The sequence below is a fragment of the Streptomyces sp. NPDC030245 genome, from assembly GCF_055572995.1.
Genome location: NZ_JBVICF010000002.1, coordinates 493,646 through 507,791, shown reverse-complemented (window position 1 = coordinate 507,791; position 14,146 = coordinate 493,646). Strand labels below are relative to the sequence as shown.

Below are 14,146 nucleotides of genomic sequence, written 5' to 3'. Positions count from 1 at the left end.
CTACTGGGCGGCCATGCGCTCCGGGCTCTACCTCACCGCCGTCAACCACCACCTGACGGCGGAGGAGGCCGCCTACATCGTGCGCGACTGCGGCGTGGGCGCGCTGATCGTCGCCGGGTCGCTCACCGAACTGGGCGCACGGGTGCGCGAGTTGGCGGGCGGGCCGCAGCTCGTGCTCGGCCTCGACGACGGGTCGTACGAGAAGGCGCTGGACGCGGCATCCCCCGTACCGCCCGACCGGTAGCCGCTCGGCACCGACATGCTCTGCTCCTTCGGCACCACGGGACGGCCCAAGGGCATCGAGCCGACCCTGCCCGAAGGGGACGTGCGGGACCGGCCCACGACGTACACCGTCGGCCATGTACGGCTTCGGCGAGGACACCGTCTACCTCTGTCCCGCGCCGATCCACCACGCGGCACCCCTGCGCTTCTGCGGCGTGGTGACCGCGCTCGGCGGCACCGTCGTCCTGATGGAGACCTTCGACGCCGAGGCGGCCCTCGCGGCCGCGCAGCGGCCCGGGTGACGCACAGTCAGTGGGTGCCGACCATGTTCGTCCGCATGCTGAAGCTCCCCGCGCAGGTGCGCGAGCGGTATGACCCGTCGTCGATGGAGGTCGCCATCCACGCCGCCGCGCCCTGCCCCGTCGAGGTCAAACGGCGGATGATGGAGTGGTGGGGGCCCGTCCTGTACGAGTACTACTCGTCGACCGAGGGCAACGGCATCACCTTCATCTCCCCGGAGGAGTGGCTGCGCAAGCCCGGCTCGGTCGGCCGCGACGGCTTCCTCGGCACCTTGCGGATCTGCGACGAGGAGGGGCGCGTCCTGCCGCCCGGCGAGACCGGAACGGTCTGCTTCGAGCGCGACGAACCGTCCTTCCGCTACCCTCGTGCTGCACCCGGCCGTCGCCCGGGACCGCCTCGCCCACTACAAGGCCCCCCGCACCGTCGACTTCACCGCGTCGCTGCCGCGCACCCCCACGGGCAAACTGGCGAAGTCCCGGCTGCGCGCCGCCTATGGGGACGGTTGACCGACCCTCGTCGCCGCCCTACCTGCCAAGGGCGCGCGCCAGGTAGGGCGCCGTGCGGCTGTTCCCGGCACGGGACACCTGCGCCGGGGTGCCCGTCGCCACGACCCGGCCGCCCCGGTCGCCGCCGCCGGGACCCAGGTCGATCACGTGGTCCGCGCCCGCCACCATCGCCATGTCGTGCTCGACGACGACCACGGAGCTGCCCGCGTCGACGAGCTCGTGCAGGCGACGCGTGAGGAGTTCGGCGTCGGCCGGGTGCAGGCCCGTCGTCGGCTCGTCCAGGAGGTAGAGCGTGTGGCCCCGCCGGACGCGTTGCAACTCGCCCGCCAGCTTGATGCGTTGTGCCTCGCCGCCGGAAAGCTCCGTGGCCGGCTGGCCGAGCCGCAGATAGCCGAGGCCGACGTCGAGGAGCGTGCGCAGGCTGCGTACGACGGGCGGGGTGTCGGCGAAGAACTCCGCGGCGGACTCCACGGTCAGGTCCAGGACCTCCGCGATGTTCCTTCCCCGGTACGTCACTTCGAGCGTCTCGGGGTTGTACCGGGCGCCCGCGCAGTCGGGACACGGCGCGTACGTGCTCGGCAGGAAGAGCAGTTCGACGCTGACGAACCCCTCGCCCTGGCAGGTCTCGCACCGCCCGCCCGCCACGTTGAAGGAGAACCGGCCCACGCCGTAGCCGCGCTCCCGCGCCGTGTCCGTGGCCGCGAAGACCTTGCGCACGACGTCGAAGAGGCCGGTGTAGGTGGCGAGGTTGGAGCGCGGCGTGCGCCCGATCGGCCTCTGGTCGACGCGGACCAGCCTGCCGACGCCCGGCAGCTCCTCGGTGATCTCGCCGACGAGCGTGGACTTGCCCGAGCCCGACACGCCGGTGACCGCCGTGAACGCGCCGAGCGGGATCTCCGCCGTCACCCCGCGAAGGTTGTGCCGGGTGACCGGGCCGATCTTCAACCAGCCCCGGGCGGCGCGCACTTCCCGTACGGGGGCAGGTGCCGCGTCAGCTGTGCGCGACGCGTCGAAGAGGAAGCGGGCCGTCGCCGACTCCCGGACACCCGCGAGCTCCGCCACCGGGCCGCTGTGCAGGACCCGCCCGCCGTGTTCGCCCGCCTGCGGGCCGACGTCGACGAGCCAGTCCGCGTGCCGCATGACATCGAGGTGGTGCTCGACGACGAAGACGGAGTTCCCGGCCTCCTTGAGCCGGTCGAGCACCGTCAACAGGGCCTCCGTGTCCGCCGGATGCAGTCCCGCCGACGGCTCGTCCAGGACGTACACCACACCGAAGAGCCCCGAGCGCAGTTGGGTGGCGAGACGCAGGCGCTGGAGTTCGCCCGCCGACAGGGTGGGCGTGGCGCGGTCCGGGCTGAGGTAGCCGAGGCCGAGCTCGGTGATGGTCGCGATGCGGGCCAGCAGGTCCTCGGTCAGGACACGCGCCGTCTCCGACACGTCGGCCGCGCCCGCGAGGACGTCGGCCAGGTCGGAGAGCGGCAGCGCGGCGAGCTCGGCGATCGCACGGCCCGCGAACGTCACCGCCATCGCCTCCGGCCGCAGCCTGCTCCCGCCGCACGCCGGGCACGGCGCGCTCGTCAGGAACCGCTCGGCCCTGGCGCGCAGCGTCTGGCTCTTGGAGTCCGCGAAGGTCTTCATCACATAGCGCCGGGCGCTCATGTAGGTGCCCTGGTAGGGGCGGTGGATCCGGCCGGCCTCCCGCACCGGGTGCACCGTCACGACCGGCTGCTCGTCGGTGAACAGGATCCAGTCGCGGTCCCGCTGCGGCAGCTCGCGCCACGGGCGGTCCACGTCGTGGCCGAGGGCGTCGAGGACGTCCCGCAGGTTCTTGCCCTGCCAGGCACCCGGCCAGGCCGCGATGGCGCCCTCGCGGATGGACAGCGAGGGGTCGGGGACCAGCAGCTCCTCGGTGGTCCGGTGGACACGGCCCAGACCGTGGCACTCTGGGCACGCGCCGGCCGTCGTATTGGGCGAGAAGGCGTCGGAGTCCAGCCGTTCGGCGCCCTCCGGGTAGCGGCCGGCGCGGGAGAAGAGCATCCGCAGGGAGTTGGAGAGCGTGGTGACGGTGCCGACGGAGGAGCGGGAGGTCGGCGCCGAGCGGCGCTGCTGGAGCGAGACGGCGGGCGGCAGCCCGGTGATCTCCCCGACCTTCGGGGCGCCCACCTGGTGGATCAGCCGCCTCGCGTACGGCGCGACGGACTCGAAGTACCGTCGCTGGGCCTCGGCGTAGATCGTGCCGAACGCGAGCGAGGACTTGCCGGAGCCCGAGACGCCCGTGAAGACCGCGAGGACGTCGCGCGGGATGTCCACGTCGACGCTCTGGAGGTTGTGCTCCCGGGCACCCCGGACGCGTACGAATGGATCGTGGGCGCTGTGCATGGTGGGGCTCCGTACGCGGCTCGGTGGCAAACCCCACGATTCTAGGCCGTGGGCGGTCGCGCGAGCCGGTAGGGGTGCAAAGGGGTGTCGCAATAGGGGGTGTCGTAGTAGGGGTGGTCGTAATAGGGGGGAATTCCGCAGACGGTTCGCAGGCTTCGCGGGATTCGCAGGCTTCGCGGGATTCGCTGGATTCGCGGGGCGTTCCCTCGTGCGGCCCCAGGAATTCGACGCACCGACCCGCCACGTATTCACCGCTCCCGGCGGACCGTCCGCAGTTCGCGTGCCGCTGCCACGTCCGCACATCCCGCGAGCCCCAGAGCGTCCCGGAGTTCGTCCGACAGGATGTCGAGGACCCGCCGCACCCCGTCCTCGCCGCCGACCGCGAGCCCCCACAGCGGCGGGCGCCCCACCAGCACGCCGGACGCGCCGAGAGCCAGCGCCCTGAGCACGTCCGTACCGCTGCGGACACCGCTGTCCAACAGCACCTCGCACCGGCCGGCCAGCGCCGCCACCACGTCCGGCAGCGCCTCGACGCTCGGCACGGCGCCGTCCAGCTGGCGGCCGCCGTGGTTCGAGACCACCACGGCGTCGACGCCGCACTCGGCGGCGCGCACCGCGTCCTCCGGCGCGAGGACCCCCTTGAGCACCAGCGGCAGCCGGGTCCGCTCCCGCAGCGCCACCACCGACGACCACGTCAGCGCGGGCGAGAACGCCGCCTCGGTGTGCGCGGCCAGCGCGGAGGCGGCACCGGAAGGCGTCCGGTGGGCCGCGGAGGGCCCCGCCGCCAGGTGGGCGGCGCGCACGTGGCCGGGGAGCGCGAACCGGTTGCGTACGTCGCGGAGCCTGCGGCCCATCCACGGCACGTCGACCGTGAGCACGACCGCCTCCGCGCCGGCGTCCTCGGCCCGCCGGACCAGGTCGAGTGAGCGCCCCGGCTCCCGCAGCCAGTACAGCTGGAACCAGACGGCCCCGCCGGCCGCGGTGAGCCGCTCCACCGGGACGCTGCTGAGGGTGCTCGCGGTGAACGGCACCCCCGCCGCCTTCGCCGCCCGCGCGGCGGCCAGCTCCCCCTCGGGGTGCACAAGGCGCTGGTAGGCGACCGGCGCGACCGCGAGCGGCAGCCGGGCCGGCCGCTCCAGCAGGGTGGTCTCCGTCGTGCACCGCGACACGTCCCGCAGGACGCGCGGCACGACGAAGACCCGGTCGAGGGCCGCCCGGTTGGCGTCGAGCGTCACCTCCGCGCCGCTGCCCCCGGCCACGAAGTCCCGGACGGCGGCGGGCAGGACCGCGTCGGCGGCACGTTCGGCGTCGGCCACACAGTGCAGACCGTCGGCCGAGGCCGCGGGAGCCGCCTCAGCGCTGGTCGAATCCACGCTGCTTCGTCCGCTCCAGCTCCACCGCTTCGTAGAGCGCCTTGATGTTCGCGCTGCCGAAGGTCGCCGCCCCCTGGCGCTCGATGACCTCGAAGAACAGGGTCTTCCGCGGGTGGGTCGACGCCGTGAAGATCTGGAAGAGCCGGCCGTCGTGGTCCTCGTCGGCGAGCACGTGCGTCGAGCGCAGGTCGGCCAGCCGCTGCTCGCCCAGCTCGACGCGCCGGCCGAGCAGGTCGTAGTACGACGACGGGGTGCGCAGGAACGTGACGCCGCGCTCGGACAGGGCCCGCACCGAACTCACCGCGTCCCGCGCGGAGAACGCCAGGTGCTGGACCCCCGCGCCCTGGTGGCCCTTGAGGAACTCGTCGATCTGGCCGGTGGCGGCCGAGGTGTCGGGCTCGATGAGCGTCAGGGTCACGGTCCCCGAACGGCTCTGCACGACCTTCGACTCCATGGCCTGCGTGCCCACGACGATGTGCTCCTCGAAGACGAACCGGAAGCCGAGCGCGTCGCGGTAGTACGCGACCATCGCGTCGAGGTCGCCCGCGGGCAGGCACACCGCGACGTGGTCGAGCTCCAACAGGCCGACCGCGTCGGACCGTTCGCCGTCCGGCGCCGCCACCGGGACGTGGCCGACCGGCAGCCCGGGGCCTTCCCCGGGGGCGCGCCGGACCAGTGTGTGGACGAGGTCCCCGAAGCCGCGGAGCGCCGCGGTGGTGCCGGGGCCGGCCTCGGTGGGCGGCGTCGGGTGCCGGTGGGCCAGGGCGCCGCGCGCCAGCGCCGCGTGGAAGGCCGCTTCCGGGTCGGCGGTGCGCAGCGCGATGTCCGCGACGCCGTCGCCGTGGGCCAGCACGTACGCGGACGCGGGGTGCAGCTCGGACGTCGCCTGGGTCAGGACGAGCGTGATCTGCCCGTGCCGCACGGTGACGCCGCGGTACTCGGCGGAGGTGCTGGTGCCGATCACGGTGAACGCGTACCGGTCGGTCCAGTGGGTCACCGCGGCGTCCAGGTCCTCGACGTACATCTCCACGTAGTCGATGGAGAGATCCGCGAGTGGATCCGCTGATTCTGCTGATTCCGGTGCTGCCGATAAATCCCTCATGAAGGTCTCCAGATCCGGAGAGAAAAGAGCTCTTGGGACTCTACGAGCCCGGTCGCCAATCAGGCTAATGCCGTTATGGACGTCCGGCTTCGCCGTCCAGAAGGGCGACTTCGCAGGGCCGCGCGGATAACCGGCGGTCCTTTATCCTGCACCTTTCGGTTTATGGTCGATGGCCTTTTGGACGGGTGATGACTTGTGATGCGCACCATGGCCGTCATCGGTACGGGCCTGATCGGCACCTCCGTCGCGCTGGCCGTGAGCCGGCGGGGCGTGACGGTGTACCTGTCCGACCGGGACCCCGCGGCGGCCCGGACGGCCGCCGCCCTCGGCGCCGGACTCGTGCGGACGCCGCCCGAACGGGTGGATCTGGCCGTGCTCGCCGTGCCGCCCAGCCAGGTGGGTGCCGTGCTCGCCGAGGCACAGGAACGCCGCCTCGCCGACAGCTACACCGACGTGGCGTCCGTGAAGGCCGAACCGGAGCGGGCCGCCCTGCGCCACGCCCCCGACCCCGACCGCTACGTCGGCGGCCACCCCTTGGCGGGCCGGGAGCGCTCGGGCCCGCTCGCCGCCCGCGCCGACCTGTTCCTCGGCCGCAACTGGGTGCTGACCCCCTCCCCGCTGACCTCGGACGACACCTTCGATCGGGCCCTGGAACTGGTCGCCCTGTGCGGTGCCGTCCCGGTCGTGATGGGCAGCAAGGACCACGACGCCGCCGTGGCCGTGACCTCCCACGTGCCGCACCTCATGGCGAGCCTGCTGGCGGCACGGCTGTGTGAGGGCCCGGCCGACCTGCCCCGCCTCGCCGGGCAGGGCCTGCGCGACGCCACCCGGATCGCGGGCGGCGACTCACGGCTCTGGGGCGACATCCTCCAGGCCAACGCCCCGGCCATCGCCGGCGTGCTGCGGGACCTGCACCGGGACCTCTGCCGTCTCGTGCCGGCGCTGGACGCGCTCGCCGCCCCCGGTGGGCAGGAGCGCGACCTCGGCATGCGGACCCTGGTGGACCTGCTCGACCGGGGTATCTCGGGGCTCGCGGAGATCCCGGATGCCCGGTCCGGCGCCTCGTCCGACGACCCGCGCTTCCGGGTCGCCGTCCCGGACCGTCCCGGCGAACTGGCGCGGCTCCTCGCCGCCGTGGCGGACTTCGGCATCGCGGCGGACGACGCCCGGGTCGAGGAAGCGGGCCGCGGGGACACCGCGTCCGGAGGTGAGGCGGACGGCGGAGGGTTCGCCGTACGCTTCACCGTCCCGGCGCGCACCGCCAACCGGCTCGCGGCCGTGCTCGGCGCCGGCGGATGGGATGTCGTACGGGACACGGGCGTCGCGGCGACCCGGCCGGAACGTCGCCCCGCGTGACCGTCGCCCCGCGTGACCGTCGGCCGGCGTGTTGGAGCGTGTCCGTGCCTGTCCAAGTGTGCGAATCGGCCGGTTGGACGGCGTTGTTGGACCGTCCGGAACCGTGTGACTCTGAGCGACGTATGGCACTTTCTCGAAAACTTCCGGACGCCTGGGGGAAAATCCATGCCGGAACTGACGGCCGACGGCTCCGACCACTCCGCCGCGAACCGAGCGGCGTTCGACCGCAGGGGATTGCGCCAGGGCGCACCCGGAAACCCGGGGCCTCCTGAGACCACCGTGAAGATCCTCGGCCGCGGCTGGGCGGCGCCCCTGGTCGTCGGGCCGCTCTCCGCCCCGGCCCGCCCCGGCGGCGAGCTCGCCGTGGTCCGCGCCGCGGGCGCCGCCCAACTCCCCGCAGTGGTCGGAGCCTTCGCCGAACGCACCTTCGGCGAGCTCTCCTCGGCCGCCGACGTCCCGCCGTGGCTGCGCACCTACGCCTTCCGGGACCGCGGCACCGGGCACGACCTCGCGGCGCGGGCCGAGGACGCCGGATTCGGGGCGGTGCTCCTCGCGCTCGGCAGCCGCGACGACATCCGCCCCAGGAAGGTCGCCGCCCCCGCCAACCTCACGCGGCACGCACCGTCCAGCGACATCCGCCCCCTGCTCGCCGCCCGCGCCGACTGGGCCGACGTGGCCGGGCTGCGCGCGGCCACCGCACTGCCGCTGCTGGTCGCGGGCGTGCGCACCGCGTCCGACGCCTCGCGCGCCGTGGACAGCGGCGCCGACGGCATCGTGGTCGACTCCCTCGACGCGCTGCCCGCGATCGCGGAGACCGTGGCGGGCCGCTGCCCGGTCCTGCTCAGCGGCGGGATCCGGCGCGGCGCGGACATCCTGGTGTCGCTCGCGGCGGGGGCCGACGCGGTGTTCGCGGGGCGGCCCGTACTCGACGGGCTGCGGGCCGGGGGGCGCGCGGGCGTGGCGGAGGCGCTGGACGGCCTCGTCCGGGAGCTGGGCGAGGCGATGGCGTTCACCGGCACCGCCACCGTCGCGGACATCGGCCCCGGCCTGGTCCGCACCGCACCACCCCCCGCGGACCCGGCACCGCCCACGGCCGCACGGCCGCTCCGGAAGGCCGACCTGCACGCCAGCGTGTCCGCCCCGGTCCTCGACACGATGACCTTCCTCAACGAGATCACCTCCCGCTACCCGGAGGCCATCTCCTTCGCACCGGGCCGCCCCCACGACGGCTTCTTCGACACCGAGCAGATCTTCACCCACCTCCGCCGGTACCTGGACCACCTCGCGGAGCAAGGGTTCTCGCCGCAGCAGGCGCGCACCGCCATGTACCAGTACGGGCCCACCGCCGGCCAGATCCGCGAGATCATCGCCGACTCGCTGCGCGCCGACGAGAACATCGACGTCCCGGCCGAGTCGATCGTCGTCACCGTCGGCGCGCAGGAGGCCATGCTCCTCGTCCTGCGCGCCCTGATCACCGGCCCCGACGACGTGCTCCTGGTCTCCAGCCCCTGTTACGTGGGCATCACCGGAGCGGCCCGCCTCCTGGACGTCGCCGTGACCCCCGTCGAGGAACACGAGGACGGTGTCTCCTGCGCGGACCTGGAAGAGGCGATCAGGCACGAGCGGGCCCGTGGGCGCCGCCCCCGTGCCTTCTACGTCGTCCCCGACCACTCCAACCCGTCGGGCACCACGATGGGCCGGCGTACGCGGGCCGAACTCCTCGACCTCGCCGCCCGGCACGGCATCCTCATCCTGGAGGACAGCCCCTACCGCCTGGTCAGCCCCGGACCGCCGCTGCCGACACTGAAGTCCCAGGACCGCGCGCACACCGTCGTCCACCTGGGCTCGTTCTCGAAGACCGTCTTCCCGGGCGCCCGCGTCGGTTTCGTCGTCGCCGACCAGCCCGTCGTCGACGAGTCCGGGCACACCGGCCTGCTCGCGGACGAACTGTCCAAGATCAAGAGCATGGTGACGGTCAACACCTCCTCGCTCAGCCAGGCCGCGGTCGCGGGCACGCTGCTCGCGGCGGGCGGCCGGGTCTCGGAGCTGAACGCTGCGGCGGCGACGTACTACGGCGACGCCATGCGGGCCACGCTCAGGGAGCTCGACGCGCACCTGCCCCCGGAGCGGCGGGCGGAGCTCGGCGTGCGGTGGAACGAACCCACCGGAGGGTTCTTCCTCACCCTGCGGGTGCCCTTCCGCGCGGACAACGCCGCGCTGATCCGCTCCGCACAGGACTTCGGCGTCATCTGGACGCCGATGGCGTACTTCCATCCCGGCGGCGGAGGCCTCGACGGCATCCGCCTGTCGACCAGCTATCTGACGCCCGCCCAGATCCGGGAGGGCACCGCGCGCCTCGTCCGGTTCATCGAGGCGGAGAGCGCGCGCACCGTGTCCTGACAAGGAAGGACAGGACAGTTGACAAGGAAGGACAGGACAGTGACCGGCACCGAGACCATGCGGCACCTGCGCAGCAAGCCACGTATGTGGGGGTGGACCTTCCGATGACCACGGGAACAGCACCGACGACCACGGACCTCGCACCACCCGCAACCCTCGACGGCGCCCTGGCGCCGACGCGACCCGCCACGGCGGTCGCCCGCCCCCGCATCGTCGGCGTGGGCACGGCCGTGACCGCCGCGTCCTACTCGCAGCTGGAGGTGCTCGACGCCTTCGGGATCACCGATCCCAAAGTGCGCTCGGTCTTCCTCAACAGCGCGATCGAACGGCGCAACCTCGCCCTCCCCCCGGAGGACGCCCACGGCGTCCGCACCTCCGAGTCCCAGGGCGACCTGCTCGACAAACACAAGGCACTGGCCCTGGAGATGGGCGGCGAGGCCCTGCGCGCCTGCCTGAAGAAGGCCGGCGCCGACCTCGCCGACCTGCGCCACCTGTGCTGCGTGACCTCCACCGGACTGCTCACGCCCGGCCTCAGCGCCCTGCTGATCCGCGAGCTGGGCATCGACCGCCACTGCGGCAGGACCGACATCGTCGGCATGGGCTGCAACGCGGGCCTCAACGCCCTGGGCGTGGTGTCCGGCTGGTCGGCGGCCCACCCCGGCGAACTCGCCGTCGTGCTCTGCGTGGAGGCGTGCTCGGCCGCGTACACCGTGGACTCGACGATGCGGACGGCGGTCGTGAACAGCCTGTTCGGCGACGGAGCGGCGGCGGTCGCCCTGCTCACGGACACGGATACGGGCGCGGACACGGGTACGCACGCGCACCTGGGCCCGGACGTGGACGCCGAGCCTCCGGCGCCTTCCGTCCTGAAGTTCGCCAGCTGCGTCATCCCCGAAGCGGTCGACGCGATGCGCTACGACTGGGACCGCGTCCAGGGCAGGTTCAGCTTCTTCCTCGACCCGCAGATCCCCTATGTGGTGGGCGCGCACGCCGAACTGGTCGTCGACCGGCTGCTGGCGGGCACCGGTCTGCGCAGGAGCGACATCCGGCACTGGCTGGTGCACTCCGGCGGCAAGAAGGTGATCGACGCGGTCGTCGTCAACCTCGGGCTGACCCGCCACGACGTCCGCCACACCGTCGGTGTGCTGCGCGACCACGGGAACGTGTCCAGCGGCTCGTTCCTGTTCTCGTACGAACGCCTCCTCGACGAGGGGGTCACCCGGCCCGGCGAGTACGGAGTGCTCATGACCATGGGACCGGGCTCCACGATCGAGACGGCGCTGATCCGATGGTGAGGGCGGCAGAGACGAGGAACGCGGTGTACGCACTGGAGTTGGATGGATCCGAGCCCCTGTCGGCCACGGCGGTCAAGGCCGTCGGCGCCCTCTGCGACCGGACCGAGGACGGGGAGGGCCGCCCCGTCGTCGCCCTGCACGTCACCGGGGCGCCGCGGGACGGCTGGGCCGACGGGCTCGACGTCATGCTGGTCACCAAGTGGGAGCGCGCGCTGCGCCGCCTGGAGCGGCTGCCCGCGGCCACGGTCGCGGTGGCCCGCGGCGACTGCGGAGGGACCGCGCTCGAGGCGTTCCTGGCCGCCGACATCCGTGTCGCCCTCCCGGACACGCGGCTGCTCCTGCCGCGCGACACCGCGGCCACCTGGCCCGGGATGGCCGGCTACCGCCTGGTCCGGCTCGCCGGGGTCGCGCGGATCCGCAGAACCCTCCTGTTCGGCCGGGCGATCGAGGCGGCCGAGGCGGTCGCGCTGGGCGTCGTCGACGAGCTGACGGACGATCCGGCGGCCGCGGTCGGCGTCGTCGCCGAGCTGGTCGGCGGGCTGTCCGGCAAGGAGCTCGCGATCCGCCGGCAGTTGATGTTCGACGCGGCGACGACCGGCTTCGAGGACGCGCTCGGCGCCCACCTCGCGGCCTGCGACCGCGCCTTGCGGCAGGTGGCCGGAGCGGCGGAGGAAGCATCGTGACGACCACGCTCCCGGGGCAGCCCGCGCAGTCGGGGCAGCTGAGCGGCCTTCCCGAGACCGCTCACGCGGATGTGCGGGACGCCTGGGCGGAGCTCGTCGCGGGGTCCGGAGCCGTGGCGCGTGTCGACGAGCTGGTGGACGCTCTGCCCGAGCCGCCCGCCCGTACCGCCGAGCAGCGTGCCGACATCGCCGCGGCCAAGGACGCGGCGCGCGCACTGCGGGTCGCCTTTCTCGACACGTACGCGGACGCCGTCCACGACCGGCTGACCGCGGGCCGCACCCGGCCCCTGCGCATCGAGGAACTGCTCGCCGCCGCGGCCGTCGCCTTCCCGGGCCTGGTGCCCGGCGAGGCCCGGCTCGCCGCCGAGCGGAGCAGGCCGCAGGCCGCCAAGGAGGGGGACGAGATCGACCAGGGCATCTTCCTGCGGGCCGTGCTCCGCTCCCCGTCCGCGGGCCCGCACCTGCTCGACGCCATGCTGCGGCCGACCCCCCGCGCGCTGGGGCTCCTCGATGAGTTCACCCGTACCGGAGTGGTGGAGACGGAGTCGGTGCGCGTCGAACGGCGCGCCGACGGCGTGGCGCGGCTGACCCTGTGCAGGGATGACTGTCTGAACGCCGAGGACGTCCGCCAGGTCGACGACATGGAGACCGCCGTCGACCTCGCCCTGCTCGACCCGGCCGTCCGGGTCGGGCTGCTGCGCGGCGGGGAGATGACCCACCCCCGCTACCGGGGCCGGCGCGTGTTCAGCGCGGGCATCAACCTCAAGAGCCTGAGCGCCGGTGACATCCCGCTCGTCGGGTTCCTGCTGCGGCGCGAACTCGGCTATCTGCACAAGCTCGTGCGCGGCGTGCGCGCCGACCACCCCGGCCGCTGGCACTCGCCCTTCGTGGAGAAGCCGTGGGTCGCGGCCGTCGACGGCTTCGCCATCGGGGGCGGCGCCCAGCTGCTGCTGGTCTGCGACCACGTGCTGGCCGCGTCGGACGCCTACCTCAGCCTGCCCGCCGCGAAGGAGGGGATCATCCCCGGCGTCGCCAACTTCCGCTTCAGCCGGTACGCGGGCCCGCGTCTGTCCCGGCAGGTGATCCTGGAGGGCCGCAGGATCAGAGCCGCCGAGCCCGCCGCGCGGCTGCTCGTCGACGAGGTCGTGGAGCCCGAGGAGATGGACGCCGCCGTCGAGGCGAGCGTGGCCCGGCTCGACGGCGACGCGGTGCTCGCCAACCGGCGGATGCTGAACCTCGCGGAGGAGCCGCCGGACGCGTTCCGCGCGTACATGGCGGAGTTCGCGCTCCAACAGGCCCTCCGCATCTACGGCCAGGACGTCATCGACAAGGTCGGCCGCTTCGGTGCGGCACCGCACGGCTGAGGGGACACCGCGATGCCGATCGCCCGGATCAACGGGATCAACCTCGGTTACGACGAGTACGGCACCGGAGAGCCGGTCGTCATGGTCACCGGCACCGGTGCCCCCGGCCGGATGTGGCGGACCCACCAGGTGCCCGCCCTCACGGCCGCGGGCCACCGGGTGATCACGCTCGACAACCGGGGGATCCCGCCCAGCGATCCGTGCCCCGACGGGTTCACCCTCGTCGACATGGTCGCGGACGTCGCCGGGCTCATCGAGCACGTGGGCGCGGACGACGGCACGTGCCGGATCGTCGGCTACTCACTGGGCGCCATCGTGGTCCAGGAACTGCTGCTGACCCGGCCCGACCTCGTGAGCCGGGCCGTCCTGATGGCGACCAGCGGACGCACCGACGCCCTCACCGCCGCGATGACCGCGGCCGACATGGAACTCAGCGACAGCGGCGGCAAACTCCCGCCCCGCTTCGCGGCCTGCGTACAGGCCCTTCAGAACCTCTCCCCGCGCACGCTCAACGACGAGGACCGCCTGCGGGACTGGCTCGCCGTCCTGGAGATGTCGGCCGTGGACGCCACGGCGGCGGGCGTGCGCGGCCAGCTCGGGCTCCAGCTCATCCCGGACCGGCTGGCCGCGTACCGCCGCATCAGCACGCCGTGCCTGGTCATCGGGTTCCAGGACGACCTGGTCATCCGCCCGCACCTGTCCCGCGAGGTCGCGCGGAGCATTCCCGGCGCCTCCTATACGGAGATCCCGGGCTGCGGCCACTACGGATATCTGGAGAGGCCCGCGGAAGTGAATTCGGCGATCACCGGATTCTTCGCAGGTCGTCTGGACAACCTTGTAGCCCCCGAATCGCCCCGCTAGCGTGAAACACGTCCTGCCGACGGAAATTCAGTCGACGTGCATGAGCCCACGGAAATTGATCGGAGTGGTTATGCCGAACCCGTTCGACGACGAAAACGGAACCTTCCTGGTTCTCGTGAACGACGAGAACCAGCATTCGCTCTGGCCCGCCTTCGCCGAGGTGCCGGCCGGCTGGAAGGCCGTGTTCGGAGAAGACACGCGCAAGGCCTGCCTGGACTACATCGAGGAGAACTGGACGGACATGCGTCCCAAGAGTCTCATCGACGAGATGGAGAAGTCCGAAGCCGCCGGCTAGGCGATCCCCG

13 protein-coding genes and 1 pseudogene are annotated in these 14,146 nt (G+C 73.1%); 11 read left to right on the top strand and 3 right to left on the bottom strand.

What is annotated here, in order from left to right:
- Positions 1-13 precede the first annotated feature (13 nt).
- From ACZ4Z4_RS06755 to ACZ4Z4_RS06740, 4 genes and pseudogenes are all read left to right on the top strand, one after another.
- Entirely contained in the window at positions 14-244 is a 231-nt protein-coding gene (locus ACZ4Z4_RS06755; protein ID WP_468323169.1) for a hypothetical protein, read from the top strand.
- A gap of 115 nt (positions 245-359) precedes the next feature.
- Positions 360-524 (top strand): hypothetical protein, encoded by a 165-nt coding sequence (locus tag ACZ4Z4_RS06750; protein ID WP_468323166.1) that lies wholly within the window; start codon positions 360-362, stop codon positions 522-524.
- 23 nt (positions 525-547) lie between these two features.
- Positions 548-799 (top strand): annotated as a pseudogene (locus ACZ4Z4_RS06745) (AMP-binding protein); the annotation flags it as partial.
- An 88-nt stretch (positions 800-887) separates the two neighbouring features.
- Entirely contained in the window at positions 888-1,028 is a 141-nt protein-coding gene (locus ACZ4Z4_RS06740) for a hypothetical protein (RefSeq protein ID WP_468324213.1), read from the top strand.
- 18 nt (positions 1,029-1,046) lie between these two features.
- Here the strand turns inward: ACZ4Z4_RS06740 and ACZ4Z4_RS06735 are convergent, their stop codons facing one another.
- The 3 genes from ACZ4Z4_RS06735 to hppD all read right to left on the bottom strand — a co-directional run bounded on the left by ACZ4Z4_RS06735 (position 1,047) and on the right by hppD (position 5,882).
- A complete protein-coding gene (locus tag ACZ4Z4_RS06735; protein ID WP_468323163.1) occupies positions 1,047-3,407 on the bottom strand; it encodes an ATP-binding cassette domain-containing protein in 2,361 nt (786 codons plus the stop codon).
- 248 nt (positions 3,408-3,655) lie between these two features.
- Positions 3,656-4,780 (bottom strand): alpha-hydroxy acid oxidase, encoded by a 1,125-nt coding sequence (locus ACZ4Z4_RS06730; protein ID WP_468323161.1) that lies wholly within the window; start codon positions 4,778-4,780, stop codon positions 3,656-3,658.
- A complete protein-coding gene (gene hppD, locus ACZ4Z4_RS06725; RefSeq protein WP_468323158.1) occupies positions 4,761-5,882 on the bottom strand; it encodes a 4-hydroxyphenylpyruvate dioxygenase in 1,122 nt (373 codons plus the stop codon). Before hppD ends, ACZ4Z4_RS06730 begins: the two co-directional genes overlap by 20 nt.
- Positions 5,883-6,080: 198 nt before the next feature.
- Here hppD and ACZ4Z4_RS06720 point away from each other — a divergent pair, with 198 nt between their 5' ends.
- The 7 genes from ACZ4Z4_RS06720 (at position 6,081) to ACZ4Z4_RS06690 (ending at position 14,136) form a co-directional block, all read left to right on the top strand.
- Positions 6,081-7,238, top strand: a complete 1,158-nt coding sequence (locus ACZ4Z4_RS06720) for a prephenate dehydrogenase (protein ID WP_468323155.1) — start codon at positions 6,081-6,083, stop codon at positions 7,236-7,238.
- Positions 7,239-7,403: 165 nt separating this feature from the next.
- On the top strand, positions 7,404-9,638 hold the full coding sequence (locus tag ACZ4Z4_RS06715) for an aminotransferase class I/II-fold pyridoxal phosphate-dependent enzyme (protein WP_468323153.1): 2,235 nt from the start codon (positions 7,404-7,406) through the stop codon (positions 9,636-9,638).
- A gap of 104 nt (positions 9,639-9,742) precedes the next feature.
- Positions 9,743-10,933: a 3,5-dihydroxyphenylacetyl-CoA synthase DpgA gene (dpgA, locus tag ACZ4Z4_RS06710; protein WP_468323149.1), complete on the top strand. Its 1,191-nt coding sequence runs from the start codon at positions 9,743-9,745 to the stop codon at positions 10,931-10,933.
- Positions 10,934-10,971: 38 nt separating this feature from the next.
- Positions 10,972-11,616: an enoyl-CoA-hydratase DpgB gene (dpgB, locus tag ACZ4Z4_RS06705; protein ID WP_468323146.1), complete on the top strand. Its 645-nt coding sequence runs from the start codon at positions 10,972-10,974 to the stop codon at positions 11,614-11,616.
- A gap of 71 nt (positions 11,617-11,687) precedes the next feature.
- The gene (gene dpgC, locus ACZ4Z4_RS06700; RefSeq protein ID WP_468324163.1) at positions 11,688-12,980 is read left to right on the top strand and encodes a (3,5-dihydroxyphenyl)acetyl-CoA 1,2-dioxygenase DpgC; all 1,293 of its coding nucleotides are present in this window, start codon (positions 11,688-11,690) and stop codon (positions 12,978-12,980) included.
- Between the two features lie 12 nt (positions 12,981-12,992).
- Positions 12,993-13,841 (top strand): alpha/beta fold hydrolase, encoded by an 849-nt coding sequence (locus ACZ4Z4_RS06695; RefSeq protein ID WP_468323143.1) that lies wholly within the window; start codon positions 12,993-12,995, stop codon positions 13,839-13,841.
- A gap of 70 nt (positions 13,842-13,911) precedes the next feature.
- Positions 13,912-14,136 (top strand): MbtH family protein, encoded by a 225-nt coding sequence (locus tag ACZ4Z4_RS06690; protein WP_398298708.1) that lies wholly within the window; start codon positions 13,912-13,914, stop codon positions 14,134-14,136.
- The last annotated feature ends 10 nt before the right edge of the window (positions 14,137-14,146 follow it).